At 42.8% G+C, this 26,675-nt stretch carries 25 protein-coding genes; 14 read left to right on the top strand and 11 right to left on the bottom strand.

Annotated features, from left to right (window positions below; translation table 11 throughout):
• Positions 1 to 241 precede the first annotated feature (241 nt).
• The 4 genes from ACFE90_RS16510 to fabF all read right to left on the bottom strand — a co-directional run bounded on the left by ACFE90_RS16510 (position 242) and on the right by fabF (position 4,601).
• The gene (locus ACFE90_RS16510) at positions 242 to 652 is read right to left on the bottom strand and encodes a type II toxin-antitoxin system VapC family toxin (RefSeq protein WP_375502309.1); all 411 of its coding nucleotides are present in this window, start codon (positions 650 to 652) and stop codon (positions 242 to 244) included.
• A gap of 5 nt (positions 653 to 657) precedes the next feature.
• Positions 658 to 948 (bottom strand): hypothetical protein, encoded by a 291-nt coding sequence (locus tag ACFE90_RS16505; protein WP_375502307.1) that lies wholly within the window; start codon positions 946 to 948, stop codon positions 658 to 660.
• 122 nt (positions 949 to 1,070) lie between these two features.
• Positions 1,071 to 3,098 (bottom strand): transketolase, encoded by a 2,028-nt coding sequence (gene tkt, locus ACFE90_RS16500; protein WP_375502305.1) that lies wholly within the window; start codon positions 3,096 to 3,098, stop codon positions 1,071 to 1,073.
• A 252-nt stretch (positions 3,099 to 3,350) separates the two neighbouring features.
• A complete protein-coding gene (gene fabF, locus ACFE90_RS16495) occupies positions 3,351 to 4,601 on the bottom strand; it encodes a beta-ketoacyl-ACP synthase II (protein WP_375502303.1) in 1,251 nt (416 codons plus the stop codon).
• A gap of 96 nt (positions 4,602 to 4,697) precedes the next feature.
• On the opposite strand from fabF, the gene ACFE90_RS16490 reads away from it, so the two are divergent.
• Positions 4,698 to 4,859: a hypothetical protein gene (locus ACFE90_RS16490; protein WP_375502301.1), complete on the top strand. Its 162-nt coding sequence runs from the start codon at positions 4,698 to 4,700 to the stop codon at positions 4,857 to 4,859.
• Positions 4,860 to 4,881: 22 nt separating this feature from the next.
• On the opposite strand, the gene acpP is transcribed toward ACFE90_RS16490, so the two are convergent.
• On the bottom strand, positions 4,882 to 5,136 hold the full coding sequence (gene acpP, locus ACFE90_RS16485; protein WP_229451155.1) for an acyl carrier protein: 255 nt from the start codon (positions 5,134 to 5,136) through the stop codon (positions 4,882 to 4,884).
• Positions 5,137 to 5,557: 421 nt separating this feature from the next.
• On the opposite strand from acpP, the gene ACFE90_RS16480 reads away from it, so the two are divergent.
• On the top strand, positions 5,558 to 6,463 hold the full coding sequence (locus ACFE90_RS16480; protein ID WP_375502299.1) for a CoB--CoM heterodisulfide reductase iron-sulfur subunit B family protein: 906 nt from the start codon (positions 5,558 to 5,560) through the stop codon (positions 6,461 to 6,463).
• 435 nt (positions 6,464 to 6,898) lie between these two features.
• Here ACFE90_RS16480 and lpxD read toward each other — a convergent pair whose 3' ends face one another.
• The 4 genes from lpxD to ACFE90_RS16460 all read right to left on the bottom strand — a co-directional run bounded on the left by lpxD (position 6,899) and on the right by ACFE90_RS16460 (position 10,054).
• A complete protein-coding gene (gene lpxD, locus ACFE90_RS16475; RefSeq protein ID WP_375502297.1) occupies positions 6,899 to 7,951 on the bottom strand; it encodes a UDP-3-O-(3-hydroxymyristoyl)glucosamine N-acyltransferase in 1,053 nt (350 codons plus the stop codon).
• A gap of 217 nt (positions 7,952 to 8,168) precedes the next feature.
• Entirely contained in the window at positions 8,169 to 9,401 is a 1,233-nt protein-coding gene (locus tag ACFE90_RS16470) for an NAD(P)/FAD-dependent oxidoreductase (protein ID WP_375502295.1), read from the bottom strand.
• Positions 9,402 to 9,453: 52 nt separating this feature from the next.
• Entirely contained in the window at positions 9,454 to 9,615 is a 162-nt protein-coding gene (gene rd / locus ACFE90_RS16465; protein ID WP_375502293.1) for a rubredoxin, read from the bottom strand.
• Between the two features lie 244 nt (positions 9,616 to 9,859).
• Positions 9,860 to 10,054 carry a hypothetical protein gene (locus ACFE90_RS16460; protein ID WP_100901319.1) on the bottom strand — a complete coding sequence of 65 codons (195 nt, stop codon included), beginning with the start codon at positions 10,052 to 10,054 and terminating at the stop codon, positions 9,860 to 9,862.
• Positions 10,055 to 10,474: 420 nt separating this feature from the next.
• On the opposite strand from ACFE90_RS16460, the gene ACFE90_RS16455 reads away from it, so the two are divergent.
• Together ACFE90_RS16455 and ACFE90_RS16450 are read left to right on the top strand one after the other, a co-directional pair.
• Complete coding sequence (locus ACFE90_RS16455; RefSeq protein WP_375502291.1) at positions 10,475 to 11,041, top strand: SRPBCC family protein; 567 nt, start codon at positions 10,475 to 10,477, stop codon at positions 11,039 to 11,041.
• Positions 11,042 to 11,248: 207 nt separating this feature from the next.
• Positions 11,249 to 12,082 carry a pentapeptide repeat-containing protein gene (locus ACFE90_RS16450; protein ID WP_375502289.1) on the top strand — a complete coding sequence of 278 codons (834 nt, stop codon included), beginning with the start codon at positions 11,249 to 11,251 and terminating at the stop codon, positions 12,080 to 12,082.
• An 83-nt stretch (positions 12,083 to 12,165) separates the two neighbouring features.
• Here the strand turns inward: ACFE90_RS16450 and clpB are convergent, their stop codons facing one another.
• Positions 12,166 to 14,784, bottom strand: coding sequence for an ATP-dependent chaperone ClpB (gene clpB, locus ACFE90_RS16445; protein ID WP_375502287.1), 2,619 nt, complete (start codon positions 14,782 to 14,784; stop codon positions 12,166 to 12,168).
• 474 nt (positions 14,785 to 15,258) lie between these two features.
• Here clpB and ACFE90_RS16440 point away from each other — a divergent pair, with 474 nt between their 5' ends.
• The 8 genes from ACFE90_RS16440 to ACFE90_RS16405 all read left to right on the top strand — a co-directional run bounded on the left by ACFE90_RS16440 (position 15,259) and on the right by ACFE90_RS16405 (position 22,565).
• On the top strand, positions 15,259 to 16,707 hold the full coding sequence (locus tag ACFE90_RS16440) for a DUF2157 domain-containing protein (protein WP_375502285.1): 1,449 nt from the start codon (positions 15,259 to 15,261) through the stop codon (positions 16,705 to 16,707).
• A gap of 175 nt (positions 16,708 to 16,882) precedes the next feature.
• On the top strand, positions 16,883 to 17,539 hold the full coding sequence (locus tag ACFE90_RS16435; RefSeq protein WP_375502283.1) for a GDYXXLXY domain-containing protein: 657 nt from the start codon (positions 16,883 to 16,885) through the stop codon (positions 17,537 to 17,539).
• A 134-nt stretch (positions 17,540 to 17,673) separates the two neighbouring features.
• Complete coding sequence (locus tag ACFE90_RS16430) at positions 17,674 to 18,048, top strand: hypothetical protein (protein ID WP_375502281.1); 375 nt, start codon at positions 17,674 to 17,676, stop codon at positions 18,046 to 18,048.
• Positions 18,049 to 18,165: 117 nt separating this feature from the next.
• Positions 18,166 to 18,420, top strand: coding sequence for a TIGR02450 family Trp-rich protein (locus ACFE90_RS16425; RefSeq protein ID WP_100901323.1), 255 nt, complete (start codon positions 18,166 to 18,168; stop codon positions 18,418 to 18,420).
• A 645-nt stretch (positions 18,421 to 19,065) separates the two neighbouring features.
• Entirely contained in the window at positions 19,066 to 19,932 is an 867-nt protein-coding gene (gene bchL / locus ACFE90_RS16420; protein ID WP_012410753.1) for a ferredoxin:protochlorophyllide reductase (ATP-dependent) iron-sulfur ATP-binding protein, read from the top strand.
• Positions 19,933 to 19,964: 32 nt separating this feature from the next.
• Complete coding sequence (locus ACFE90_RS16415) at positions 19,965 to 20,750, top strand: DUF5331 domain-containing protein (protein ID WP_375502279.1); 786 nt, start codon at positions 19,965 to 19,967, stop codon at positions 20,748 to 20,750.
• A gap of 176 nt (positions 20,751 to 20,926) precedes the next feature.
• Positions 20,927 to 22,330 (top strand): ferredoxin:protochlorophyllide reductase (ATP-dependent) subunit N, encoded by a 1,404-nt coding sequence (locus ACFE90_RS16410; RefSeq protein ID WP_375502277.1) that lies wholly within the window; start codon positions 20,927 to 20,929, stop codon positions 22,328 to 22,330.
• A 154-nt stretch (positions 22,331 to 22,484) separates the two neighbouring features.
• Positions 22,485 to 22,565: a DUF4160 domain-containing protein gene (locus ACFE90_RS16405; RefSeq protein WP_375502311.1), complete on the top strand. Its 81-nt coding sequence runs from the start codon at positions 22,485 to 22,487 to the stop codon at positions 22,563 to 22,565.
• A gap of 1 nt (position 22,566) precedes the next feature.
• Here ACFE90_RS16405 and ACFE90_RS16400 read toward each other — a convergent pair whose 3' ends face one another.
• The gene (locus tag ACFE90_RS16400) at positions 22,567 to 23,949 is read right to left on the bottom strand and encodes a hypothetical protein (RefSeq protein WP_375502275.1); all 1,383 of its coding nucleotides are present in this window, start codon (positions 23,947 to 23,949) and stop codon (positions 22,567 to 22,569) included.
• A gap of 666 nt (positions 23,950 to 24,615) precedes the next feature.
• On the opposite strand from ACFE90_RS16400, the gene ACFE90_RS16395 reads away from it, so the two are divergent.
• Positions 24,616 to 25,173: a hypothetical protein gene (locus tag ACFE90_RS16395; protein WP_375502273.1), complete on the top strand. Its 558-nt coding sequence runs from the start codon at positions 24,616 to 24,618 to the stop codon at positions 25,171 to 25,173.
• Between the two features lie 78 nt (positions 25,174 to 25,251).
• Positions 25,252 to 25,896: a DUF3318 domain-containing protein gene (locus ACFE90_RS16390; RefSeq protein ID WP_375502271.1), complete on the top strand. Its 645-nt coding sequence runs from the start codon at positions 25,252 to 25,254 to the stop codon at positions 25,894 to 25,896.
• The last annotated feature ends 779 nt before the right edge of the window (positions 25,897 to 26,675 follow it).

Here is a 26,675-nt window from a genome sequence, read left to right as displayed (position 1 = left end):
ATTACAAACAAAGGCTGAGAGCATCAGCAGATAAATACAAATCGTATTTACAAATTACTTCTGATGAATGGGAAGTTTTTTATCGGACAGCAGGAGGAGTAAACGATTCTCGCGCTAGGGCTATTTTAGACAAGTTAGTAGGAATTTAGAACTAGAAACCGGGTTTTCAGAAAAATCCGGTTTCTAAACACGAGTGTCACAAGGACAGATGTAAATTTAAGTAGAGACGAAGCTGTTATTTCTAAGAATCTGTTGATAGCCAATTCTCCAAGCTTAGTCCTTCAACTCGCACCAAGTCAGAGTCATTAAAAACCAGAATTAATCCGCGTGCGATCGCTGTAGCTGCTATCAATATATCTTGTTCTTGTATCTTCAAACCCCTACGTTGTAAATCCACATGGATTTCACATGCCCTCTCAATAATTTCTATATCATCCAAGAATAAAACTTCATATTTTCTATAAAACTGATTAAATTCTGCTATCTGCCTCGCAGCATTTACATACAAAAGTCCTCTTTTAACTTCATAATAAGTTATACAACTGATAAAAACTTCTTGTCCCGAACGATTAGCATCCCGTAGTTTCCTACTAACAGTTGCATTTCTCCTCAAAATGTAACTAACAATATTTGTATCTAATAAATAAGCCACTTTGTCTATTTTCGCTTTACTGCATCATCGTACATTTTGATTTGCTCTGGGGTCAAATCATTTAACGTACCAGAAACCGCTTCTAAGACAAGAATCTTATCAATTCTGCGTGTCAGTTCATGCTCGGTTATAGCTCTCATTTCCTCTGGTGATAACTGCCCAAAGAGTTCTACTAACATTTCTATCATTTCCTGTTGGTTTAACTTAACTTGATATAAGCTATTACCTTTAATTAACTTTTCAACGATTGTTGATATGCGGTTACTCAGTTCTTGATAATTAGCAATTTCTGGCATAATTCTCTCCATTTCTCAAATAATTATCTTAATTATAAACAATCTTCTTTAGCGCCCCTGTGTGTAAAAAAAGGCGGGCTTTTCAGCCCACCTCACAAAATTTTGAGAATATTCTATTGCTATTAACCCAACAATTGTTTAGCCTTAGCTAATACATTATCAACGCTAAAGCCAAACTTCTCTAAACAAACACCACCTGGAGCCGAAGCACCAAAGCGATCAATACTAACAGTATCGCCTTCAGTACCCACATATTTGTGCCAACCAAAACTAGCGCCAGCTTCTACAGACAAACGCTTGGTGACAGCTTTCGGCAAAATGGATTCTTTATAAGCCGCATCCTGTGCTTCAAACAGTTCCCATGAAGGTAGCGAAACAACACGAACTTTCTTACCTTCGGCTGTAAGTTTTTCGGCTGCGCCGACGGCGAGGCTCAATTCTGAACCAGTACCAATCAGGATGAGATCAGGTGTACCTTCGCTATCTACCACAGTGTATCCACCCTTCGCTACACCCTCAATTGATGTACCTGCCAAGTTGGGAACGTTTTGACGAGTGAACGCTAACAGAGACGGAGCATTTTGCTTCGCCTTTTCGATCGCTATTTTATAAGCGCCAGAGGTTTCGTTACCGTCTGCAGGACGAAACACTAATAAATTAGGAATGGCTCGCAAGGAAGCGAGAGTTTCAATGGGTTGGTGCGTGGGGCCATCTTCACCTTGTCCAATGGAATCGTGAGTCATCACCCAAATCGAGCCAGCTTGGGAAAGGGCGGATAAGCGGATGGCAGCACGCATATAGTCTGTGAAGATCAAGAAGGTAGCACCGTAGGGAATTAATCCCGAAGCGTGCAGTGCTATACCATTACAGATTGCGCCCATAGCATGTTCCCGCACACCAAAGTGGATGTTGGGGTTTTCGTAGTGTCCTTTTTGGAAGTCGCCTTTGCCTTTAACTTCGGTAAGGTTAGAGTGGGTCAAGTCAGCTGAACCACCAATCAATTCAGGTAAAACTGCCGCCAGTTTATTGAGGCAAGTTTCTGAGTGTTTGCGGGTAGGCAGTCCTTTGTCTTCAGGAGTGTAGGTGGGTAGTACCTTATCCCAACCATCGGGTAGCTTGCCGCTTAGGTAACGTTCCAATTCAGCCGCTTCTTGGCCATACTTAGCTTTGTAGTCTGCAAAGGTTTTGTTCCATTCGTCTTCGTAGCCTGCACCGCGCTCAACTGCTTTACGTGTGTGGTTGAGGGCCTCTTCGGGTACTACGAAAGGCTCGTATTCCCAACCCAAATTTTTCCGAGTCAATGCTATTTCGTCTCCACCAAGAGCAGCGCCGTGAACACCAGCAGTGTTTGCTTTATTGGGAGAACCGTAACCAATAATGGTTGTTACCTTGATGAAAGAAGGCTTATCGGTGACAGCTTTAGCCGCTTCAATTGCTTTGGCGATCGCTTCTAAATCCGTGTTACCATCTTCCACGTGTTGGACGTGCCAGCCGTAAGCTTCAAAACGCTTGGAAACATCTTCGGTGAATGCCACATCTGTGGAACCGTCGATAGAAATGTGGTTGTCGTCGTACAGAGCGATGAGTTTGCCTAATCCTAAGTGTCCTGCGAAAGAACAAGCTTCACCAGAAATTCCTTCCATGTTGCAACCGTCACCCACAATCACGTAGGTGTAATGGTCAACAATCTTGGTATCGGGTTTGTTAAATTTAGCGGCTAGGTGCGCCTCCGCGATCGCTAAACCGACTCCATTGGCAATTCCTTGACCCAAGGGGCCAGTTGTGACTTCCACGCCTGGGGTCATGAAGTTTTCGGGGTGTCCAGGGGTTTTGGACTCCCATTGACGGAATTGCTTGATATCTTCAATGCTTACGCTGTCGTAGCCTGTAAGGTACAGTAGGGCGTACTGCAACATCGAGCCATGACCGGCAGACAAGACAAAGCGATCGCGGTTAAACCATTTGGGATTCTTGGGATTAAACTTCAAAAAGCGATCCCAGAGGACAAAAGCCATCGGAGCCGCGCCCATTGGTAGTCCTGGGTGTCCCGATTTTGCTTTTTCTACGGCATCAATAGCCAAGAAGCGGATCGAGTTAATAGCCAGTTCTTCGACGGACAATTCTTTGGCGGATTGGGTTGCAACAGTCATAATCTCTTGTATTTAACGACGGGTTAGCACTCTTCGTAGCTTCTCTTGCTGGGGTTATTTTAGATTCCCCACAGTATCCTCATCATCCCATTCCCGCTTGTCGATGGACAAGCGGGATCTCCTGAGTTTCTGGTGATAAATCAAGCTGATAATTGGGTCATGCTGAACGCTTACTTTATATCGGAATGATATTTCTGATACTTTTGGCACAGTCATCTCAGGAGAGCCGACCAGCAATAAAATGGGAAATTTTTAGACGTATTTCTTAAAGGCCAGTGTGACATTATGACCGCCAAACCCAAAAGAATTGGATATTGCCACCTCAACTTTTTGAGCGCGGCTAGAGTTAGGCACGTAATCTAAGTCACACTCTGGATCGGGATTTTCCAGATTGATTGTCGGTGGAATTTGGTCATTAGCGATCGCCAGTACTGTTGCGACTGCTTCAATACCTCCAGAACCGCCCAATAAATGACCTGTCATAGATTTGGTGGAGCTAATTGCCACCTTATAGGCATGTTCTCCCAAAGCTTTTTTGATTGCTGAGGTTTCAGTTGAATCATTAGCTGGGGTACTAGTGCCGTGAGCATTAATATAGCTAATCTGTTCGGGAGTTATATTGGCATCTTTGAGCGCTAGTTCTATTGCTCTAGCGGCTCCAAGTCCACCAGGGACGGGGGAAGTGATATGGTAAGCGTCACAGGTCATACCATAGCCGATCATTTCGGCATAAATGTGAGCGCCGCGACTGAGGGCGTGTTGCAGTTCTTCGAGAATTAAAATTCCTGAACCTTCACCCAAGACAAATCCATCGCGATCGCGGTCAAAGGGACGGCAAGCATGAGCCGGATCGTCATTGCGAAAAGAGAGGGCTTTGCAAGCGGCAAACCCAGCCATCGATAATGGTGTCACAGCCGACTCTGTTCCGCCGCAAATCATCGCCTGAGCATATCCCCCTTGAATTAAGCGAAAAGCATCGCCTACAGCGTTAGAGCCAGCAGCGCAGGCAGTTACAGGGCAGGAATTTGGCCCTTTAGCACCCGTGTGAATTGCCGTTAATCCTGCTGCCATATTGGCGATCATCATCGGTATCATGAATGGACTACAGCGATCAGGCCCACGGTTGAGGTAGATAGTTTGCTGGTCTTCTAATACCTTAATGCCACCAACGCCAGAACCGATCATGACACCTACCTGTTCTGCATTCAGTTCATTAATAACTAACTGCGCGTTAGCTAGAGCCTGTTTTGCTGCCGAAACCCCAAATTGGGCAAATCGATCCATGCGCTTGGCCTCTTTGCGCTCCAAGTAATCGTGTGGATCGAAGTTTTTTACTTCACCAGCAATGCGGCAATCATGGCGAGATGCATCAAAAAATGTGATGCGGTCAATGCCATTACGTCCACTCAATAATCCATCCCAATATTCTGTTGCTGTGTTACCTATAGGTGTAATCGCGCCAACACCAGTTACAACAACGCGTTTACGTGTATAATCTGTCATGATTCAGTTAAAGGTGGCGAAAAAGCAGCAGGCATTAAACAGTGCTGAGTTTTGTTAGCGTTAGCGGGGCATTTAGCCCGTCCTGAGTTCTGAGTTTTGGAAGCACCCAAAGATGGAGAAAACTCCGAACTTTTGCCTCCGAAAACTCTAACTCCTGTACAGACGCGATTAATCGCGTCTCTAACTCAGCACTCAGTGAAAAGTCAAAGCAGTGATTTTTGCCTAGATGCCCAAAGGGGGCGAGACAAAGCCATCTAAACTTCAAAGACTCAAAACTTTTTTAAGCTGATGCGGTAACTTTGTTATTGATGTAATCTACTGCGTCTTGAACCGTTAAAATCTGCTCGGCAGCTTCGTCGGGAATTTCGATATCAAATTCTTCTTCCAAGGCCATCACCAGTTCAACGGTATCCAAGGAATCTGCTCCTAGATCGTCCATAAATTTGGACTGAGGAGTGATTTTGTCAGCATCTTCGACACTCAATTGTTCGGCGACGATTTTTTTGACCTTATCAAAAAGTTCCGTTTGGCTCATAAATAATAAAAGTCCTTAACCAGTTGCTAGGTTCTGCTCTTTACGGGAAACATTGTTTTGAGCATATACATCTTATCGTCAAGCGCGATCGCCCGTATACTACTAAGGGTTTTTCTGTTAGAAAATCTCTCCCCTTACTCAAAAGAATCGGGTAAGTTTTCTTAGAATTGGGTATAGGAGCGGACTATGCCATTGCCAACAGTATGTAAATGTTTCGGTTGTCCAATTATTGCTAACTTTTTTTACAATGTCTCGGTCAGTATTTACAGCCTTGCAAGCAATCAGAATATATAGACGCTGCGGCTTTGAACCTAGACGGTTAAAGAAACGGTGAACGCCAAACATCAGAGCTTAGGTGCTAACAAGGAATAATAAAACAGTTATTGTTTTAGAGCGATCGCTCTAACCCAAACATACCTCTATGCTATCTCAGACACTTAAATATGCTTACTTCCCCGGTTGTGTTGCCCAAGGGGCCTGTCGGGAACTTTACCAGTCAACTCAAGCGCTTACCCAAGCACTGGGCATTGAACTAGTTGAACTTAAAAAAGCTGCTTGCTGCGGATCTGGGACATTTAAAGAAGATTCTAAACTGCTAGAAGATACAGTCAACGCCAGAAATATTGCCCTAGCAGAAGAATTAAATTTGCCCTTACTTACCCATTGCAGCACTTGTCAAGGTGTTATTGGTCATGTGAATGAACACCTGAAAGAATGTAAGACTTCTGACCCTGCGTACATTCAACAGGTTAATGGCTTGCTGGATAAAGAAGGCTGTTCGCCTTATCGCGGCAGTACCGACGTTAAACATCTTCTCTACGCCCTAGTAACAGATTACGGTTTAGAGGAAATTACCAAACGTGTCACCCGGAAGTTAACTGGATTAAAATGCGCGGCTTTTTATGGCTGTTATCTCCTCCGCGCCCAAAAATCTATGCCCTATGATGACCCCTTCCAACCGGAAGCGATGGAAAATATGTTTCGGGCGGTGGGTGCAACACCAATTTATTACCGAGGTCGGACACAATGTTGTGGTTGGCCCCTAGCTAGTTATGCCACTACCCAATCTTTCAAGATGGCGGGGATGCATATTCAGGACGCTTTGACATCCGGTGCTGACTGTATAGTTACACCTTGTCCTCTGTGCCACTTAAATTTAGATTCGCGTCAGCCAGAGGTGGAAAAGGTGATTGAGCAAAAATTAGGTTTACCAGTGCTGCATTTACCCCAGTTGATTGCTTTGGCACTTGGGGTTAGTCCAAAAGAACTGGGTTTAGAACGCCACGTTATTTCCACAAAGCCAGTGTTGGAAAAATTAGGATTTTAGTTTCTCAACTGGACATTTCGAGTTCAAAGGCTCAACTTCCGAGTTCAAAGGCTCAACTTCCGAGTTCAAAGGCTCAACTTCCGGTAAATTAATATAAACTATGTCTCCGACGGGGTACGTCTACGCACTTTTAATTTCATCCTTTTGCCCAATTAAGTGCAAGAAAGCAAAAGAAGGCAAAAGTAAAAAGACAAAACAGAACTTATTAAACCTCATCTAAGTTGAGAACCGTAGTTTTTGCCCTCACCCTAAATCCCTCTCCCAGATATGGGAGAGGGACTTTGAAATTCTGGCTCCCCGAATCCCATATCTGGGGGATAGGTTGGGGGATGAGGGCAAATCCTTTTCATCACCGAAGAACTACAGGTTTCAAGATAGACGCGGTTTAAGTCTTTCTTCTCTTTTTACTTTTATCTTTTAACTTACTAGTTCCTATTAATCATTGCTATCTTTGAACTTACGTTGCAATTGTTTTAGCGATTGATACATATCTGGCAGGCGACCATAAACAGCACATACCTTGAGATATAGTTTGTAAGGAAGGGCTGGAGTTCCGCAGACAACTTCTCCTGGTGCAACATCGCTGTGAATTCCAGTTTGAGCAGATGTCATTGCCCCATCTCCCATCTTCACTTGATTAACTATTCCTGTTTGTCCAGCTAAAATAACGCGATTTCCCAGTTGAACACCTCCCGCCATGCCAACCTGACCTGCGATCGCACAGCCAGAACCAATTTTGCAACCGTGACCTATTTGCACTAAACTATCAATTACTGTATTGCGACCTACCCGTGTTTCTCCGACGGCTGGGCGGTCAATGCCAGTGTTGCAGCCAACTTCCACGCCATCTTCTAAGACTGTATAGCCGGATTGTTCCATTTTGAACCAACCAGTACGGGTAGGAACAAAACCAAAGCCTTCTGCACCGATGACAGCACCACTGTGAATCACACAATCTGTACCGATGCGGGTGCGTTCGTGGATGGTACAGTTGGCGTGTAAGGTGGTGCGATCGCCTATTTTGGCATCTGGATAAATCACCACGTTGGGATGAATAATTGCGCCATTGCCAATTTCTACCCCTTGTTGAATCACAGCATGGGGGCCAATGTAAACATCATTACCAACTTTTGCCGTAGAGTGAATCACAGCAGTAGGATGAATTTCTGGAATGGGGCGATATGGTTGGTAAAAAAGTGCGATCGCTTTGGCAAACAACAATCGCGGATCTGAAGTCGCTATCCAGACAATACCGCTCTCTTGTGCAAGCACCTGTAATTTTTCGTCCTGGGGCAAAATTAAAGCACTAGCATTAGTCTTACCAATAAAAGACCCAAATTTTGCCCCTTCTATGTAGCTGAGAGTACCGTTGCTAGCTTCATCAATAGCTGCTACCCCTGTAATTTCTGGGTCATGGTCTGGGTTGCTAGTCAAACTATGATTGGTAGCGGCATCACCAAATTGGCACAGAATTTCGCTGAATTTCATTGTTGGATGTATTCAAAATTGATCTACAATGGCAAGACAATTTTCCCTCTTTATGCTCCATTACGGTTCAGTTAGCGTCAAAAACTATAGTTGGGTTTCGTTCCTCAAACGCCACTTGCTTCTCCTGTCGGAGACGCTGCGCGAACAAGTCGGGAAACCCGCCCAACGCAGTGGCTCCCCAACCTACGATTCTCCTTAACTAAACCGTAATTACGAATTACGAATTAGTTCCCATTGCCACGCCTGCTAAATACCCCGTTGTCCAAGCACTTTGGAAGTTAAACCCACCGGTAACACCATCAATATCTAAGATTTCTCCGGCAAAATAAAGGCCAGGAACTAACCTACTTTCCATCGTCTTAAAGTTGACTTCTTTGAGGTTGACGCCGCCACAGGTAACAAATTCTTCTTTGAAGGCTCCTTTGCCGTTGATTAAGTATTGTCCTTGTGTAAGTTCTTGCACAAGTTGATTTAAGGTTTTATTAGATATTTCTGCCCAACGGTCTTCTGTAGTAATGCCTGCACGGGCAATGATATATTGCCAGAGACGATGGGGTAGGTCAACGCCGCGATGCAATGCGATCGCTTTCTTTCCCCATTCATCTTTAACTGCTAAAACTTTTTCTCGCACAAGTTCATGTTGCAATTGGGGCAGCCAATTAATTAATAATGTGGCTTGATAGCGGCTTTGGTGCAGAACTCTCGCACCCCAAGCAGAAAGCTTCAGAACTGCGGGGCCACTCAAACCCCAATGGGTAATTAGCAATGGGCCTGTTTGTTGTAATTGGGATTTTCCGCCCAAAGATAACCGCAATTGCACAGGGTTAACGCTAACTCCAGCTAAAGCCCGCAATTGAGGAGCGGTAATGTTAAAGGTAAATAGAGAGGGTACTGGCGGTTCTATTTGATGACCTAATTCTTTGACAATTTTATAACCTACAAGGCTGCTGCCGGTCGCAAGAAGTAAGCGATCGCATTTAATCGGATCTCCCGACTTCAGAAGAATATCAAACCCTCCATCTGCTGCGGTCACTGAAGTTACGTGTGTACCGATACGGAGTTTGACTCCAGATGTCGCCACCGCTTTTATCAGACATTCCACAATGGTTTCTGAAGTATTGGTGACAGGAAACATCCGGCCATCGGCTTCAGTTTTTAGATAGACTCCAGCAGCAGCAAACCAAGCTACTGTGTCTTGAGGCCCAAACCGAGTCAAAGCACCCCGCAAAGCTTTTGCACCTCTAGGGTAATTTTGCACTAACTCTTCAGAGTCAAAGCAAGCGTGAGTAACGTTGCAGCGTCCGCCACCAGAAATTAGCACTTTCGCTAGAGGTTGACGACTGGCTTCGAGTAATGTAACTTGGGCATCAGGATTGGCTTTAGCACAAGCGATCGCACCAAAAAATCCTGCTGCTCCACCCCCAATAACTACGATTCGTAACGGTAGCAAGTTCTAAAATTTCTCAATAGCACGTACTTTACTAGGCTAGCCGTTATTTTCATTATTCAACTAGTTCAAATTGATCTTTTGTGGCACCACAAGTCGGACATACCCAATCATCTGGTATATTTTCAAAGGCTGTTCCCGGCGCTATATCGCTATCTGGATCGCCTATTTCTGGGTCATATTCATAGGCGCAAACAGTACATATATATTTTGCCATGTTCGTTTCCTCTAATAAATTGTTGGCTTTGCTTCAGTATTAAATACTTCTGGTAGTTAGTCAAAATAGGCTTAGTCATTAGTCATTAATCCAAGAGAAACCACGCTCACGCAACGGTAAAGCTCAGAGCATCCCTTGGGACATGGTTTGAATTAGTTTGATATCATTAGTTTTTTTCGCCCAGGAGTGGCGCGGTATATACCAAAAATTCTTGTATCTTAGACAAATGACAAATGACAAATGACTAAAAACGCCACCAAGTCCTTTGGACGTAACTGATAATTGCGATCGCGATCGCCCCTAGTAGCAGTAGCCAAATTATTCCACCTGGAATAAAAGTGAGAATACCAAAACCTCTCAGTACCCAGACGGCTACACTAATGCCGAGAAGGATACCGAAAATCTGGATTAATCTACGATTTAAAGAAGATTGACTCACCTACTTTTCCTCTCAACTCAACAGAGATTACACTTGATATTGACAATAAAATATGAAATTACGATGAAGTTACAGTTTCATCAGAAATAACACGTAAAAATCGAGATATGCTATCCAAACTTGGGGTAAGGTGCTTGAGATTAGGTTGTATTTGTGCCATTCTAGCTGTTAAGAACTTAGTTTTTAATTTATAAATACCGCTATTATCAAGTCTACTTAAATATTGATTGTGTTAATTGTGATAAGAACTACAGTTTTTCCAGTAATATAACTGAAATAATTACCAAAAAGTCTCTGTTACTGTAAAGCATAGGCATTACACTGTAACTAAAATTTAATGGGTTGGATCTAAATCAAGTTTTATGGCTTGTAGTTTCAGCTCTATTTAGGTGGATGAGTTGAGGAGTAACTAAAATCATTATGTCTGTGTCTCATATCTCAGACTCAATTATTGCAGGTTCAGATATGGCTTGGAGTCAAGACAAGCAAAATTTGCTGGTACAGGGTGAAATTTTAATAGAAACGCGATCGCACAAAACCTGGGGTGGCGCGGTGACAGCTTGGATGTATGTGCCGATGGTGCGATCGCAAGTCTGGCAGCAATTAACTGATTACCCCCGGTGGGTGCAATATTTTCCCGATATCACTAAAAGCGAGATATTACACAAAGGGGAAGTCAAACGCCTATATCAAGCAGCACAAAAAGCCTTTTTCTTTTTCACAGCTAAAGTTGAAATTTACCTCAACGTTGTAGAAGTGCTGGGGCAACAAATCCAATTTCGCATGGAAAAAGGGACTTTTGAGGATTTTAACGCCAATTTAGAACTAAAAGATTGCGGTAACGGCACGATGCTTGCTTATACTGTGCAAGCTACACCTCTGATTCCAATTCCATCAGTGTTCATTCAACAAGCAATGAACTTTGAGTTGCCTGCAAATATGCGTAAAATGCGACAAGTACTTTGTAAGGGTCAAAATAATTCGTAATTATTACCCACGGATGAATCCGCTCGCTCTGACTATTAAAGACGCTTTCCTAAAAAGGGAAAGCTTCTTGTTGATTGCTAGTGCACGGGGATTATGGTGTAACTATAAAGTCAGTGGGGCCTGCGTTTAACTCGCCAACCCTTACCAATTACTTTGGCTTAAAGTTCCAGCGTTAATTGCGTTTCGCAGATTGAGAGGTGTATAAAGATGCCAGAGCAAACTGAATCCAAAAGACCAATGCGACCTGAACCAACTTCCTTTATGACAGGACTATTTCTGTGGACAGAGTGGGGGATGGAATGGATTCTATACATCCTCCGTCAGATGGCGCTCTTCGAGATTTTGGATATTCTCGGCAAGCTGAGTATTCTTGTGGGTGTCATCTTTTTTGTCTGCGAAGCAGAAGACCGTAAAGAACAAAAACACCTTGAGGCTTGGAGAGCGATCGCCTCTATGCGGAATCAGCCAGGAAATGGTGGCAGAATAGATGCTCTTCAAAGTTTGAACAAGGACAAGGTTGCCTTGATGGGGATTGAAGTTCAAAGAGCGTATTTATCACTAATAAATCTTCAAGAAGCTAATCTTCAAGAAGCCAACTTCTCTGGTTCTGCTCTTTTCCAAGCAAACTTTGAAAAGGCTATTTTGTATAAAGCCATTTTTGGGTGTATCAGTCAGACAGCACTTGATAGGAAATGTACCGATCTCTACAAAGCTAATTTTCAGGCAGCTAATTTGAGTAATGCTTATCTGAGTGGTGATTTGAGAAACACAAGCTTTGTTGATGCAAGCCTCTTGAATGCCCAATTGGTAAAAGTAAACCTTCAAGGAGCTAATCTTGATCGAGCCGATCTTAAAGGCACACACCTTGAATGTGTTGAAGGTTTAACACCTGAGCAGATCAAACATGCGAAGAACTGGCAGGATGCCCATTATGACGATAAAATTTCCCAGGCATTGGGTTTACCAGCCAAGTCAAAAGTTAATTGTTCAGTTTTACAACTTAATTCCTCTACTAATCGCTTAGAAGAGTCTGTTAGATAAACAGTACCGATTGCCCCATCACTAGTTATCTTAAAATAACGTGAGCTTTCAACGAACGGCATTCGTTGGAAGCTCACCTTCAATTAGGTGCTAAACACCTCAATAGGTAAGCGACTAAAAGAAAGACGCTCATTTTGCACATCTACAAAGATAGTGTTGCCATCGGTAAATTCACCGCGCAAGATGGCTTTAGCGATTTGAGTTTCTAACTCTCGCTGAATCGCCCGCTTCAGTGGACGTGCCCCATAAACTGGGTCATACCCTACTTCTGCTAAAAAGTCAAGTGCAGCATCCGAGAGCTTGAGGGATATTTTGCGATCGCTCAATCTTTGCCGCAATCTTTCCACTTGCAATAGCACAATATGCCGCAATTCTTTCTTATCTAAACCGTGGAAGATGATGATTTCGTCAAGTCGATTTAGGAACTCTGGACGGAAACTATTCCGCATTGCTTCCATTACTCGACGGCGCATTTCGTCGTAGTGGGTGTTATCTCCGGCGACATCTAGAATATACTGCGAACCAATGTTGCTGGTCATGATGATAATAGCGTTTTTGAAGTCCACCTTATGACCTTGGGCATCAGTTACGCGACCATCATCGAGAATTTGCAAGAAGATATTAAATACATCGGGGTGTGCTTTCTCGATTTCATCGAAAAGAATCACTGAATAAGGACGGCGACGAATTGCTTCTGTAAGTTGTCCGCCTTCTTCATAACCCACGTATCCTGGAGGCGCACCGATTAAGCGAGAGACGGCGTGTTTCTCCATATACTCAGACATATCAATTCGCACCAGCGCATCTTCGCTATCGAACATATAGGCCGCCAGCGCTTTCGCTAACTCGGTTTTACCCACACCTGTAGGCCCAAGGAAAATAAAGCTAGCAATGGGACGATTGGGATCAGCTAGTCCAGCCCGCGATCGCTGAATAGCATCGGCTACAGCTGTGACTGCTTCTTCTTGTCCAACCACGCGGCGGTGCAGTTCATCTTCTAAATGCAGCAGTTTTTCTTTCTCTGATTCCACCAACTTGCTGATGGGAATTCCTGTCCATTTAGAAATAATTTCGGCAATATCACCTTCGGTGACTTCTTCCCGTAATAGTGATTTACCACTTCTTTGAGTGTTTGCCAATTCAGCTTCTACTGCTTCCAATTGACGATGCAAACTGGTTAAAGTGCCGTATTTCAACTCCGCAGCGCGGTTAAGGTCGTAGTCGCGTTCTGCTTGCTGAATCTCTAAATTGACCTGTTCAATCTCTTTTTTAACAGACTGAATTTTGTCAATGATATCTTTTTCAGACTGCCATTGAGTATTCAGTGTTTTTTGTTCTTCTTTGAGATCGGCAATTTCTTTTTCCAGTCTTCCTAGACGTTCACGAGAAGCTGCATCGCTTTCTTTTTGCAGTGAAAGCTTCTCCATTTCCAATTGCAGAATTTTGCGATCGATTTCGTCGAGTTCTTCTGGTTTGGAGGTAATCTCCATTTTTAATCTCGCGGCGGCTTCATCTACCAAGTCAATGGCTTTATCAGGGAGGAAGCGATCGCTAATATAACGACTCGACAATACGGCGGCGGCAACTAAAGCACTATCAGAAATCTTCACCCCGTGGTGGTTTTCATAACGTTCTCTCAACCCGCGCAGAATTGAAATACTATCTTCTACACTAGGTTGATCCACATAAACTTGCTGGAAACGTCTTTCTAGTGCGGCATCTTTTTCGATATGTTTGCGGTATTCATCCAGGGTTGTCGCCCCAATACAGCGCAATTCACCCCGCGCCAACATTGGTTTTAACAAGTTACCCGCATCCATCGCACCTTGGGTTGCACCAGCGCCAACAACGGTGTGAATTTCATCAATAAATAAAACAATATTGCCGCCAGATTCAGTAACTTCTTTTAATACTGCTTTCAGGCGTTCTTCAAATTCACCCCGGAATTTTGCCCCTGCAATCAAAGCACCCATATCTAAAGAAATCAACTTACGGTCTTTGAGGGATTGGGGTACATCACCTGCAATAATGCGCTGTGCTAATCCTTCGGCGATCGCAGTTTTACCAACACCCGGTTCACCAATTAGCACAGGATTATTCTTGGTACGGCGAGAGAGAATTTGCACAGTGCGACGAATCTCATCATCCCGCCCAATCACTGGATCGAGTTGACCTTTACGTGCAGCTTCTGTAAGGTCACGCCCGTATTTTTCCAGTGCTTCGTATTTGCCTTCTGGATTTTGGTCGGTCACTTTTTGACTCCCACGAATTTGTTTAATAATATTTTTTAGCTTGCCTTCGTCTAAACCAAATTCTTGGAATAAACCTTTGCCAAAACGGTCATCTTTAGCGTAAGCCAACAATAAGTGTTCAATTGAAATATATTCGTCTTCAAACTCTTTGCGATATCCGTCTGCCCGGTCTAAAAGTGTATCTAAGCTACGTCCCAAGTAGACAGAACTGCTAGTACCGGATACTTTCGGCTGACGTTGGAAAAATTGTTCAGTGCGATCGCGCAGTTTTTGAAGATTAACACCTGCCTTGGTAAGAATGCCAGTTGCTAGACCATCTTGTTCTAACAGCGCTTTCATCAGGTGTTCACTTTCTATCTGCTGCTGTTGATATTGTTTCACAATATCCGGGGTATGGGCGATCGCTTCCCAGGCTTTTTCTGTAAATTGATTTGGATTAGTTGGTTGCATAGGCTTTTTTGAGGAACGTAGACGCCCAACCACGAGACAATGCTGCCCAGAGTTATCTGAGTGCCGACTTCCGACATAATCGCCCGGAGGCAGCTTGTCTTCAGATATCAGAACTTTGGGGGAACACTTTTTGGGCAAAGTGTCCGTCGCATACAGAACAAGAATCAGTTTTGTTCTGATATCGTCATTGTAAAAACATGGAGGCGACTAGCTGGATCGGTCTTTACATCTTTATAGGGTAGTAGTATTACCGCTCGTGGAAAAAAACATTCATTATTTGTACTTTCTAAGCAGTCGTGAGATGTTTGAGGCAATGAACTAGGCGATCGCCTTAAATGGTGTCAAGCCCATCTTTACTTTCACGCCTGTATTCCGTAAAACAGTCGAGCGACACTGTAAGTATAATTGCTTCATTGATCTAACGAGCATAGTTCTCGTCCCACATTCCATTTGCTTACAGCTTCGGAGAAAATCATGTTACTTGATAATTTTCGCCGCCAGTTGCGTCAAGAAGCGCAACTATGGCAGGATGAAGGACTTATTGATGCCGATTTTTACCAAATACTTGCACAAAGGTATCAATTTAATAATCTAGAAACTGCCGCTCGCGATCGCTTCGTTTTTATCTTGATCGCTGTGGGTGCAACATTGTTAGGCTTAGGTGTAATTACTTTTGTAGCTGCCAACTGGCAAGCTTTGAATAGAGAAGCCAAGTTAACACTACTGTTAAGTTTATTCCTGACAACTAATATTGCTGGTTTTATTTTGTGGAGACAACCTGCAAGCAATAATATTTCCCCAAGAAGCCGAAAACGCCGCCAACAGGTCTTCGGAGAAGGCTTGCTACTTTTAGGTGCGTTGACGATCGGCGCAAATATAGCGCTGTTGGCGCAAATGTTCCATATTAGCGGTTCAAGTTACGAACTGTTCTTAATTTGGGGATTGGCTGTTTTGCTAATGGCTTACAGTCTGCGCTTGGCTTCCTTGGGGATGCTTGCCCTGATTCTAGTGCTAATCGGGTATTCGATAGGATTATTTGATGGGTACTTTGCACAAAATGAGTTGACATGGGCGCGGCTGGTAATACAACATCTGCCCCTACTCTTAGGTGTAGTGTTTGTACCTCTAGCTTACTGGTGTCGTTCCCGTTGGATTTTTAGAATTGCGGCGATCGCATTTGTTACATCCTGGCAATTTCATCTCCAGTCGCTGCAAGTTCTGACATATAGAGATGCTCCACCTTGGATTGCTATAGCCGCCTTTGCCCTCCCCCCAGCATTATTGTGGAGTTATGATGACTTACTATTTTGGCGAGTTTCTTCCAGGCTATTTCAGCCCTTTGCCAGGACTCTAGCTAAGGTGTTTTTCAGCATCACGTTTTACTACCTGTCTTTCCGTTGGTTATGGTCAAATCCATCTGTTGGTTATTACACTGAATTTCAAAATAATCACTTAGCAACTTCGCTACCCTTTATTGATGTGGTAATTTTCACAGTTTTAGCTCTATGGCAATGGTGGCATTTGCTACGATCAACAGGCAACAGGGAACGCCATGGAATAGATTTCAAGACAATCTTTATTGGCAGCTTGATTGTCATAACTACTTTATTAATCTTCGTTCATCAAGCTATCACTCCGATTCCAGGCATTCCCATATTTGCTTTTAATGTCCTTTTAGCAGTGTTAGGGTTTGAACTAATTCGGGAAGCGCTGGAGTTAGGACAACGACGCGATTTTTGGGGTGGAGTAATATTATTAACACTACAAATTATCAGCCGAACGCTAGAGTACGACACCGCTTTACTCTTCAAATCTTTAATTTTTGTTTTGTGCGGTATTGCTGTAATTTTTGCTGGATTGTGGTTTGAACGTTATTTGTCATCTTTACCAGTTTTATCAACTTCTGATAATAATCGGTCATAATACAAATTCTCTGCAAAAAAAGCACTAATTACCTGAACCATATCTTCCTTTGCATCTTTGACGGTTCGTTTAATAAATATCAAGTGCATCTTTATGCAAAATTTGTGTAAAAAATTTATGAATTTAAAAAAGCCGCTCATTCAATAGTTAAAACTCATTTTTCAGATTATCCCCTATGGAAACTAATCAAGCATTACCTTTGCAAAATGAACCTTCAGAAAAGCCTATAGATATTTGGCGGTTTGTAGTTCCCCTGCTAATTCAAACAGCGATCATCTTAGCAGTACCAGCCCAATCAGTTTACACATTTGTTACAGGTAAAACAGCTATTTTGCAAACTCTACCTGTAGATCCTTACGATTTGCTGCGCGGTTACTCTGTGACGCTAAATTATCAAATTTCTCGCATAGATAATTTAAAAAAACTTCCCGGTTGGGGAGATTTGGTGAAGCAAAATCCTGTTCCCGACAAACGAGGCGAGCCTTTGGCTCAGGGAACCAACTTGTATATAATTTTGGAAGAGCAAAAATCCTCTGGTGGAATTCCTCAAGCTTGGAAACCTGTGCGCGTAAGTGGACAATTCCCAACTTCTCTAGCTGCAAATCAGATAGCCTTAAAAGGTCAATATAGTGCCTATAATTTGATTACTTATGGCTTAGAAACTTACTACATCCCAGAGGATCAACGGAACGATATTAACAACGATATCTCTAAAGCCCGATCAATCAAACCAGGACAGCCGCAACCGATAGTAGTGGAAGTGAAAGTGAATGCACAAGGTAAAGCTATACCTATAAATATGTGGGTACGCGATCGCAAATATCATTTTTAATTCTCAGCAGTGCAAGGTGTTGTTAAACTCCATCTACTTTCAAGTCAATGGTACAAAACCATCTCCATATGTCCTTATTCCCCTGCCCCCACACAGAGTTACCATAATTCCAGGTCGCCTAGTGGATGCTAAAAATGATTGACCCCTACGACTTTGAAGATGATGACTTTGATTTTGAGGATGAAGATTTCTTGAAAATAAAACCCATCAGCCAAATGACTGAAGGGGAAAAGCTACAGAGGTTTAAGCGGTTCTTCGACAGCAGTAGCCGTGCGATGTTGCAAGATTGTCTATTTCGCATTGTCGATTACGAAGATGGTACGGGTACGTTAGAAATACTTTGCCCTAACGAAGTCGTAAGGCAACGACTTTCCAAGAAAAAGCGCAAAATTACCAACAACATCAACACCTGCTGGAGCCATATCAGATGGTTTTCGCTATGTGTCCAGCAAGATAATGAGTTGCATTGCCAGAAGTTTACCCGTAATGGTGATTTAGTGACATCTTAATTGGGGACTGGGGACTGGGAGATGAGGGAGCAGGAGGAGTAGGGGGAGTAAGTAGGGGAAGAATAACAATGTCCTATGCCCCATGACAAATGACAAATGACTAATTACTAATAACAAATGACTAAAAAACAGAAATTTCCTTACTTAGTTGGTTCTAAGTGGACAGCACAGCAAAAAGTTGATGGCTGGCGGCACTTTCAAGTAGTCAATCGTAAAAATCAGGCTAACTGGGTTTACGCCGAAATGGTTGCTGCTTGTGATCCTAAAGTCCGTTTCTGGATAAATGCCAAATTATTACAAGATAACTCCCAGTGGCAAGCTGGCTGGCAAACATTACAGGAAATCCACGGACTTGAAACTGAGGTGTCCTGATTTGCCTCGTTCTCAGTCATAGATTGGGAATACCTATTAGTGGGCTGCTGCCTCCTTGACTGACGGCAGCAGCCGAAAGATTTTAATAAAATTAGACAATATCTAGGAATTTAATAATTTTTTACAAACCCACAGTAACTTACTCTCAAGCAGCAATTAAATAGTTGTGACTACCCACTGAAAACTGGCAATTTCTCTGCGATACCTTCGGTGAGCTACGCTAACGCAAATTTCAGTAATATTTCAAGCATAAGGCTGCATATACCTCTCTTTACTCTTGACCCAGCGCCCCAATGCCTTGAAAACACGTTGTCCGACCATCAGCTAATTCTACGAAAAGCATTCAAAAAAGCCGATTTTAGCTTTTTGTATTTTGTAACTATTTTTATAAAAATAAGTAATAAAAACTTTTTATTGTCTGTTTTTAAAGCTAATAAAGTCTTTAAGGCCAACAAAACCCCAAATAAATATAATTTTGATTTAATTCATCGGATAAGACCGTTTTCCAAATTAAGAGCCACTTTCTTTTCTATGTAATTTGCCCAATAATGACATTCACAGACCTCACGCATCGCCATCTCAGGACAGGTGAAGGCAAATGTTTGAGCCACAAGTTTGACAAGAAGCTATAAGAGGCAAATAAAAGTGAAACTAGCAGTCTACGGAAAAGGTGGTATCGGTAAATCCACAACTAGCTGTAACATATCAGTCGCCCTAGCTAAACGTGGCAAGAAAGTGCTGCAAATTGGTTGCGACCCCAAACATGACAGTACCTTTACCCTGACTGGGTTTTTGATTCCGACAATTATCGACACCCTCCAAGAAAAGGACTACCACTACGAAGATGTCTGGCCGGAAGATGTAATTTACAAAGGCTACGGCGGTGTTGATTGCGTAGAAGCTGGTGGCCCACCTGCGGGTGCTGGATGCGGCGGCTATGTAGTCGGTGAAACCGTGAAATTACTTAAAGAACTCAACGCCTTTGATGAATACGATGTAATTCTCTTTGACGTTCTGGGTGACGTAGTTTGCGGTGGTTTTGCAGCACCACTCAACTATGCAGATTACTGCCTGATTGTTACAGACAACGGCTTTGATGCTTTGTTTGCAGCTAATCGGATTGCGGCTTCAGTCCGTGAAAAAGCACGAACTCACCCACTGCGTTTAGCTGGGTTAATTGGCAATCGCACCTCCAAGCGCGACTTGATTGAAAAATATATAGAAGCTGTGCCAATGCCAGTTCTAGAAGTTTTACCTTTAATTGAAGATATCCGTGTTTCCCGTGTGAAAGGTAAGACTTTGTTTGAAATGGCAGAGCAAGATCCTTCCCTAGACTACGTTTGTGATTACTATCTCAACATCGCTGACCAAATTCTGGCGCGTCCAGAAGGTGTTGTGCCTAACGACACACCAGATCGTGAGTTGTTCTCTTTGTTATCCGATTTTTATCTAAATCCGGGAAAACCCCAGGTTCCTAATTCAGAAGAGGAACTAGACTTGATGATTGTATAAATCACCAAGTTCTCAGGATGAGGGACAATAATATGGCATTCTTTCACAGCTTTACAGACTCATTAAAGCAAAAGTGGTTGCAATTTTTCCAGAACAATCGGGACTGGATTACGCTGCACATGCAAGTGGAATCGGTGTACACACCTGATGGCGGGAAGCGACCACCTTCTTACCTCATCCTGGGAGTAGTTAACGCCCTAGAGCCAAAGCTAGCACAGTTAATGTTGCCCTTTGCCAAACTCAATCCTGATGCTGATACTCTGATTGAAGTGCTGGATTTGCATTTTGACCCAGATTTTGCTCTCGGTAATCGCTTCCTCAACCCAGAAGTAGAGAGATTCGTAGAAGAAGCAGCAGCTGTCATTGAGGAAAAGCCTGAAGAAGAAACATTGACACATTCTCATACAAATGGCTTTGCGGCGGTGGCGGTAGTTCAAGAGTTCACAATCGTGGATTCTGATGAGCAAAGCCTAGAAATCAGCGAGTTAGATGAAACCGAAGATGCCTTTGGCGATATTTCCTTATCCGATGGAGACGACTCAAAAGATGAGTCTCTGGAAATCTCTAGTTTAGAAGCAGATGAGTTTGGGGAAATTGCCTTCGATACAACAGCTGTAATGGAAGTAAAGCTGGATGAAGACGAGGCGCTTGAAGATAGTCCACTAGATGAGAATGCGTTTAAAGACGTGTTGTCAGATGTCTGGAGTGATGAAACAGCTTTACAAAAGGCTGAAGAAAATAACGATTTTTTGGGGGAAGAACTGCCAGCAGGCGTTTTTGATGAATCAGAAATTGCCCGTCTCTTCCCCAACACTTAATTATTGCCGTTCCTCGCAATTTTAAGTTTTAGATTTGGGGTTTTGGATTAGGAATTAGGGAAATTGTCATCAGACAGAGCATACTTTTGTTGTCCCAGTCTTCAATCCAAAATTATCAATCTAAAATCTAAAATTGGTTGACCTGCCATTAAATATCAAGGGGAGAAAAAACCAAAATGACTGTCGCTCAACAACCAGAAGCTTTAAGCTTTGAATGTGAAACTGGAAATTACCATACCTTTTGCCCAATTAGCTGCGTGGCGTGGTTATACCAAAAAATTGAAGATAGCTTCTTTTTAGTGATTGGGACAAAAACTTGTGGCTACTTCCTGCAAAATGCGATGGGGGTGATGATTTTTGCTGAACCCCGCTATGCAATGGCAGAGTTGGAAGAGGGCGATATTTCAGCACAACTGAATGATTATGAAGAGTTAAAGCGGTTGTGCTTGCAGATTAAACGCGATCGCAATCCTAGTGTAATTGTCTGGATTGGCACTTGCACTACCGAAATTATTAAAACAGATTTGGAAGGTTTAGCACCAAAACTGGAATCCGAAATCGGAATTCCCATCGTTGTAGCGCGTGCAAATGGTCTAGATTACGCCTTCACCCAAGGAGAAGACACTGTATTAGCAGCAATGGCTAACCGTTGTCCTGATAAGGCTCCGGTGGCGGAAACAGAAAAAAGTGAACGCAATGCGATCGCTAAATTGCTCAACTTCGGCAAAAAGAAAGAAGATGTCGCCCAAGATGAATCTGAGTACGTAGATCATCCACCCTTAGTTCTCTTTGGCTCCCTTCCCGACCCCGTAGTTACTCAGTTAACCTTGGAACTGAAGAAACAAGGCATCAAAGTTTCCGGCTGGCTACCCGCCAAGCGCTTCACAGAACTGCCAGTGCTGGAAGAAGGGTATTATGTCGCTGGTGTCAACCCCTTCCTTAGCCGCACAGCTACCACCTTAATGCGCCGCCGCAAATGTAAACTTATTGGCGCACCCTTCCCCATTGGCCCCGATGGCACCCGCGCTTGGATTGAGAAAATCTGCTCGGTGTTCGGTATTACTCCCAAGGGTTTGGATGAACGGGAAGCACAAATTTGGGCAGGTTTGGAAGATTACGTGAAACTGATTCGCGGTAAGTCTGTATTCTTCATGGGTGATAATTTGCTGGAGATTTCCCAAGCAAGATTCTTAATCCGTTGTGGGATGACTGTTCACGAAATCGGCATTCCCTACATGGATAAGCGCTATCAAGCTGCTGAGTTGGCATTACTGGAGAAAACTTGTCAGGAAATGGATTCACCTCTGCCAAGGATTGTAGAGAAGCCGGATAATTACAATCAACTTCAGCGTATTTATGAGTTGAAACCAGATTTGGTAATTACTGGTATGGCTCACGCTAACCCATTGGAAGCACGCGGTATTAATACAAAGTGGTCTGTAGAGTTCACTTTTGCTCAAATTCACGGCTTTACAAATGCGCGTGACATATTAGAGTTGGTGACTCGTCCGTTGCGTCGGAATAATAATTTGAAAGATTTGGGTTGGGATAAGTTGGTAAAACAAGAAGCGAAGATTTAAATTTGGATTTGGATTGAGCAACAGTATATGATAAAGGCGAACTTTTTGGGTTCGCCTTTTTTTGTCTCACAGAGGTGCAAAGGAAGAGCTACTAAAAATAGTTACAATCAGGTGGGTATGGCTGAATAAACAGCATAATTGAGGAGGTGATGTGATGCCTGAAATTTGTCGTTTTTTAGGGATTATCATTACTATGTACTATAACGACCATCCGCCCCCTCATTTCCATGCCTAGTTCACATGGAAGGCTGTAACTCGAAAGGTTTGGATGGAATTATATACATTAATTCTGTACTGTCTGGTTTAATTTCTGTAGACGGAGTTAATTTAAGCCAGTCATGAAAACTGATTCCTAATTGGGATATTGCTTGCAATTCTATTTGGTAAGATTCAAAGCGGCAATTAGTTTCAATCATAGATTCCATTACTTCAAATACTTGGGGAAGACGTTTGTAAGCTTCTTGCTTTAAATCATCCTGACTCGGCCCAAACCAACCGGCTTGAACCTCAACGCGAGTTAAAATTGCCGCCGGTAGTGAATCTAACCATTTGTTAGGATCTTGTGCCATTTTAAATAAATTCTCTCGTTGCAGATCAAACACAGCGTTTTCATCTAAAGTTGGGTCAATCCGTTGGTAAATTCGTGTTAGTCTTCGCAAATCAATCTGACCTTTGAACTGAGGTTGTAAATATGCTCCTGGGTTAGAAGTGAGCAAAATGTCAATATATTTTTGAATACGAGAACGGATAACTCTAGCCCCTTCTTGGAAGCGGCGAAGTGCTGTATCGTGTTCTTCTAATTCTAAATAGCAACGTGCTTCAGCTAGGTAGGCTAAAGATAAAGTTAGCAAATACTCATCAGCAATTTGGCTTTTTTGCTCAATTTCGATATCTGTATATTCAGTATAAATATGCTCTGCTTCTAAAAAACGATTAATAGCTTGCAAAGCGCTGCTTCTACGATTTTCAGATTTAGTCATCGTGAAGGCATTAATTGCTAACTCAATTGCAGCACGAAAATTAGCATAGAAACTAAGGTCAATTTTGCGGTTGACTTTGTTCAATAGTTCTTCCGCCTGTTTTAAGCGTTTTTCTAGCTCCTTGAGACGCTGCGCTATTACAGCAAAGCCCATTACTGAAACACCTAGGTTAAGTACACTAGCAGCAGTAGTTACCTGCAAAATTCCTTGAGTTAGTTGCAGATTCTGCGCTATTTCCCCTAACTGATTTTCAATCCCACCTAAACGTCCATTGATATCGGCGAAGCCTTTCCCAGAAATAGCCGCATTAGCAACTGTTCCTATTAGATTTACTCCTGAAACAGCTATGTTACCTAAATTTGTTTGTTCAACTCCACTTAAACGTCCACTGACATCAGCTAATCCTTGACTTGTAGCAGTAGCATTTACCCCAGAAGCAACAAGATTTGCACCGGAGAAAACAAGGTTGAGTAAATTGTTAGAAGAACTAGTTGGCATTGGTGCTAAATCTCTTAACCAAGCAACAACTTGTTTCGTTACAGCATCCTGAATTACACCACCATTACGTACAAATATACCACTAGCTAATCCCTTTACAATGTGAGGGGCAAGTGCAAAAGTTAATGTAAGTGCATCCATAATCTTCTCCTATTTTGTAAAGCATTAGCAGCCTAATATTTTATAACAAGCCACTTATACGCAGAAAATTCCTGTTATTTACTCAGTATTCCCAATCTTAGTTGTAGTTTATGCAATAGCCATCGCTCTTTTTTAACCAGAAGATGCAGAGCGATCGCAGATACAATCATAAGTAAAAGACAAGCGAAAAGGTAAGGCTATTTAACCCTCGTACTCAAGTCTGGTTTGAGCATTTTGGCTGGAGTGAAGATGGTCTACGTATTGTCGGCAAAACATTGATGAACACAGTTTTATTGCTGCTGTGGCATGGTTACAAACTAATACAGGGGGAGAGCAATTACTTTTAAAAAGAGAAGTTGTATTTGATAGGTTTAATATTGAGTTTAAGCAAGCTGATGAACAAATTATTTTTACATAGCGTGGAGATAGCTAATTAGTTAATCACAGACACTTCTCACAACTTGCAAAAATCCCCCTCAAGAGTGGTGAGTAATGAGTGCTGTTAGCGGATAGCTAACGAAACTTGGAACTGTTTTGCCTCATGCCCAATACCCTAATTGCATACTTTTATGCGATCGCTTGTAGCCACACCAACCTAAACAACTACCCCTAGCAGGTTAAACTAGGTCTGGTAACAGCTGCTCCACCGTTCCTTATGAGGCTTTTATGGGAGCTAACCTCAAACAGATTGCCAATTATTTAGACAACCTTGGTTGGGACTACCGTTTTGATGATGAAGAAGACCGAATTATAACAGGTGTGGAGGCTGATAACCTAGAAGATTTCCTAATAGTTGTCCAACTGGATGAGGAAGGAAAATTTTTCCGGGTATTTGCCCCTCAAGTTATGGCAGGAATTCAAGACCATCCTCACAAGGGAATTATCCTACAGACAATGCTTGCCATTTCCTGGGAAACCAAAATGTTGCAATGGGAGTATGACCCATCTGATGGCGAAATTCGTGCCATTATTGAGTTTCCTTTAGAAGACTCGATTCTCACAGAAAAACAATTTCACCGTTGTCTGAGTGGGTTAATTCAGATTGTGGATAGCATAGCAATACCTCGCCTGAAAGAAGTTATGGCAACAGGTTTTGATCCGGGGAATATAGAACTTGGAGAAAGACTGTTACTCAGTATCCAAGAAGAAGCCCCAGGATTGCTAGATTTGTTAGAAAAGGCAATGGAAGCGCGAAAAAAGCGAGGAAGTTTTAAGGGTGAGTGAGACGGATCATCACTTAAATAGCTATACTCCAAAGTGATACCCTGACTATATAACTGAAATTTTCTGGGGCTGGATATTATGACATCCTATGCAACCTCCTCTGCCAAAGCGGAAATGAGTGAACTACGGCGGTTGAAAGGCTTACTACCGCCAGAATTACAGAGCTGGGTCACGGTTGAAGGCACAACTGAGGTCAATCCACCCCTGGTTCGTTGCGAAGAAATTGGTAAAGACCAGGTAGAAATTCAAATTGACTTGGTGAAATGGGATGCCCTCGCAATGGATCAGCGTAATCTGCTGTTCTGGCATGAAGTTGCTCGCGTTCAAAATGACACAATTCCTAAAGATGGTTGGGAAATGGCAGCACTAGCCATCGGTTTAGGTGGTGCTGTAGGCGAATTGTGGGTACAAGATGGATTGCTTCTGGTGTTAGCTTTGTCGCTGTGTGGTGTTTCAGGCTGGCGATTGTACCAAAAGAATAGTGGGGAAAAGCAATTAAAAGAGTTGATCAATGCTGATGAGAAAGCGATCGCTTTGGCAACTCGTTTTGGTTATAGCCTCCCCAATGCCTACAAGAGTCTAGGTAGTGCCTTGAAAACCCTGATTGACAATACTCCTAGTAAACGCCAACGGTCGAAATACGAAGCAAGGCTCTCTGCCCTTAAACGCAGTGCTAATAAGGCAAAAGCTAAATCCAAAACTTCAGACGAGGGCGCACTGTAACAACGAGAAATTAGGTTGGGTGGATATTGCCCATCCCACAAAATACCTAAATCAACGTGAGTTCGATGAACCTCTCCCTGCTTTGAACTAAAGTTCAAGTCTGCCCCTGTGCAACTCGGCTACGGTTTACACACATCTTTGTATAAAATCAAAATCGTTGAAGATCCCCCTAAATCCCCCGATAAATTGGGGGACTTTAAAGGGCTTTTGCCCCCCAATTTATCGGGGGGTTGGGGGGATAAAAAGCTTGTGGGGCAATGTTAAAAGACTTGTGTGTACACCGTAGCTCCAATTCGGAGAGAGACGGTTTTACCTATTAAAACCTTTTAGAGGTCTTTGGATTGGGCTAATTAGACGAGAATCAGTAAATCAAAAAGTTTTTTATATTTTTATAACCCTTACCACATCAGCATTTCAACTAAATACCCGTTTCAGCACCCCCTACGTATAAACACTAAGTTGCCAAAGATAGTCTATTATAACGACAGAATAACTTTGTAAAAAGTAAAGCTCACTTCCCAGGTAAATTCAATTATCAAATAAGGTAGAAAACTACCCCATCTTGCCTTGTCTGTGACACGCTGTGCGAACGGCTGAAGATGGCGCTTTGTTCGAGATTCTACAGCCTGTTGGAAAACTTACTAAGTTGTCCTTCCAGAAAACAGGTAATCCCCGAAACTTCGGGCTGGTTTACGGACAATCCCAAAGCTGCAATGTTTAACTTCCCTGAACCTATCCCACTAATAATATTTTGTGAATCCAGATGTGGATAGTAGCGA

The sequence above is a fragment of the uncultured Nostoc sp. genome (assembly GCF_964245445.1).
Classification (GTDB): domain Bacteria; phylum Cyanobacteriota; class Cyanobacteriia; order Cyanobacteriales; family Nostocaceae; genus Nostoc.
Note: the sequence above shows the minus strand (reverse complement) of the source record. Positions and strands in the feature narration are given on the sequence as shown.

Bases quoted from the DNA above. Each gene is read 5' to 3' on its own strand.
- ACFE90_RS16505 (WP_375502307.1), bottom strand. From the start codon at position 948: ATGCCAGAAATTGCTAATTATCAAGAACTGAGTAACCGCATATCAACA.
- tkt (WP_375502305.1), bottom strand. From the start codon at position 3,098: ATGACTGTTGCAACCCAATCCGCCAAAGAATTGTCCGTCGAAGAACTG.
- fabF (WP_375502303.1), bottom strand. From the start codon at position 4,601: ATGACAGATTATACACGTAAACGCGTTGTTGTAACTGGTGTTGGCGCG.
- acpP (WP_229451155.1), bottom strand. From the start codon at position 5,136: ATGAGCCAAACGGAACTTTTTGATAAGGTCAAAAAAATCGTCGCCGAA.
- ACFE90_RS16480 (WP_375502299.1), top strand. From the start codon at position 5,558: ATGCTATCTCAGACACTTAAATATGCTTACTTCCCCGGTTGTGTTGCC.
- lpxD (WP_375502297.1), bottom strand. From the start codon at position 7,951: ATGAAATTCAGCGAAATTCTGTGCCAATTTGGTGATGCCGCTACCAAT.
- rd (WP_375502293.1), bottom strand. From the start codon at position 9,615: ATGGCAAAATATATATGTACTGTTTGCGCCTATGAATATGACCCAGAA.
- ACFE90_RS16455 (WP_375502291.1), top strand. From the start codon at position 10,475: ATGTCTGTGTCTCATATCTCAGACTCAATTATTGCAGGTTCAGATATG.
- ACFE90_RS16450 (WP_375502289.1), top strand. From the start codon at position 11,249: ATGCCAGAGCAAACTGAATCCAAAAGACCAATGCGACCTGAACCAACT.
- clpB (WP_375502287.1), bottom strand. From the start codon at position 14,784: ATGCAACCAACTAATCCAAATCAATTTACAGAAAAAGCCTGGGAAGCG.
- ACFE90_RS16440 (WP_375502285.1), top strand. From the start codon at position 15,259: ATGTTACTTGATAATTTTCGCCGCCAGTTGCGTCAAGAAGCGCAACTA.
- ACFE90_RS16435 (WP_375502283.1), top strand. From the start codon at position 16,883: ATGGAAACTAATCAAGCATTACCTTTGCAAAATGAACCTTCAGAAAAG.
- ACFE90_RS16430 (WP_375502281.1), top strand. From the start codon at position 17,674: ATGATTGACCCCTACGACTTTGAAGATGATGACTTTGATTTTGAGGAT.
- ACFE90_RS16425 (WP_100901323.1), top strand. From the start codon at position 18,166: ATGACTAAAAAACAGAAATTTCCTTACTTAGTTGGTTCTAAGTGGACA.
- ACFE90_RS16415 (WP_375502279.1), top strand. From the start codon at position 19,965: ATGGCATTCTTTCACAGCTTTACAGACTCATTAAAGCAAAAGTGGTTG.
- ACFE90_RS16410 (WP_375502277.1), top strand. From the start codon at position 20,927: ATGACTGTCGCTCAACAACCAGAAGCTTTAAGCTTTGAATGTGAAACT.
- ACFE90_RS16405 (WP_375502311.1), top strand. From the start codon at position 22,485: ATGCCTGAAATTTGTCGTTTTTTAGGGATTATCATTACTATGTACTAT.
- ACFE90_RS16400 (WP_375502275.1), bottom strand. From the start codon at position 23,949: ATGGATGCACTTACATTAACTTTTGCACTTGCCCCTCACATTGTAAAG.
- ACFE90_RS16395 (WP_375502273.1), top strand. From the start codon at position 24,616: ATGGGAGCTAACCTCAAACAGATTGCCAATTATTTAGACAACCTTGGT.
- ACFE90_RS16390 (WP_375502271.1), top strand. From the start codon at position 25,252: ATGACATCCTATGCAACCTCCTCTGCCAAAGCGGAAATGAGTGAACTA.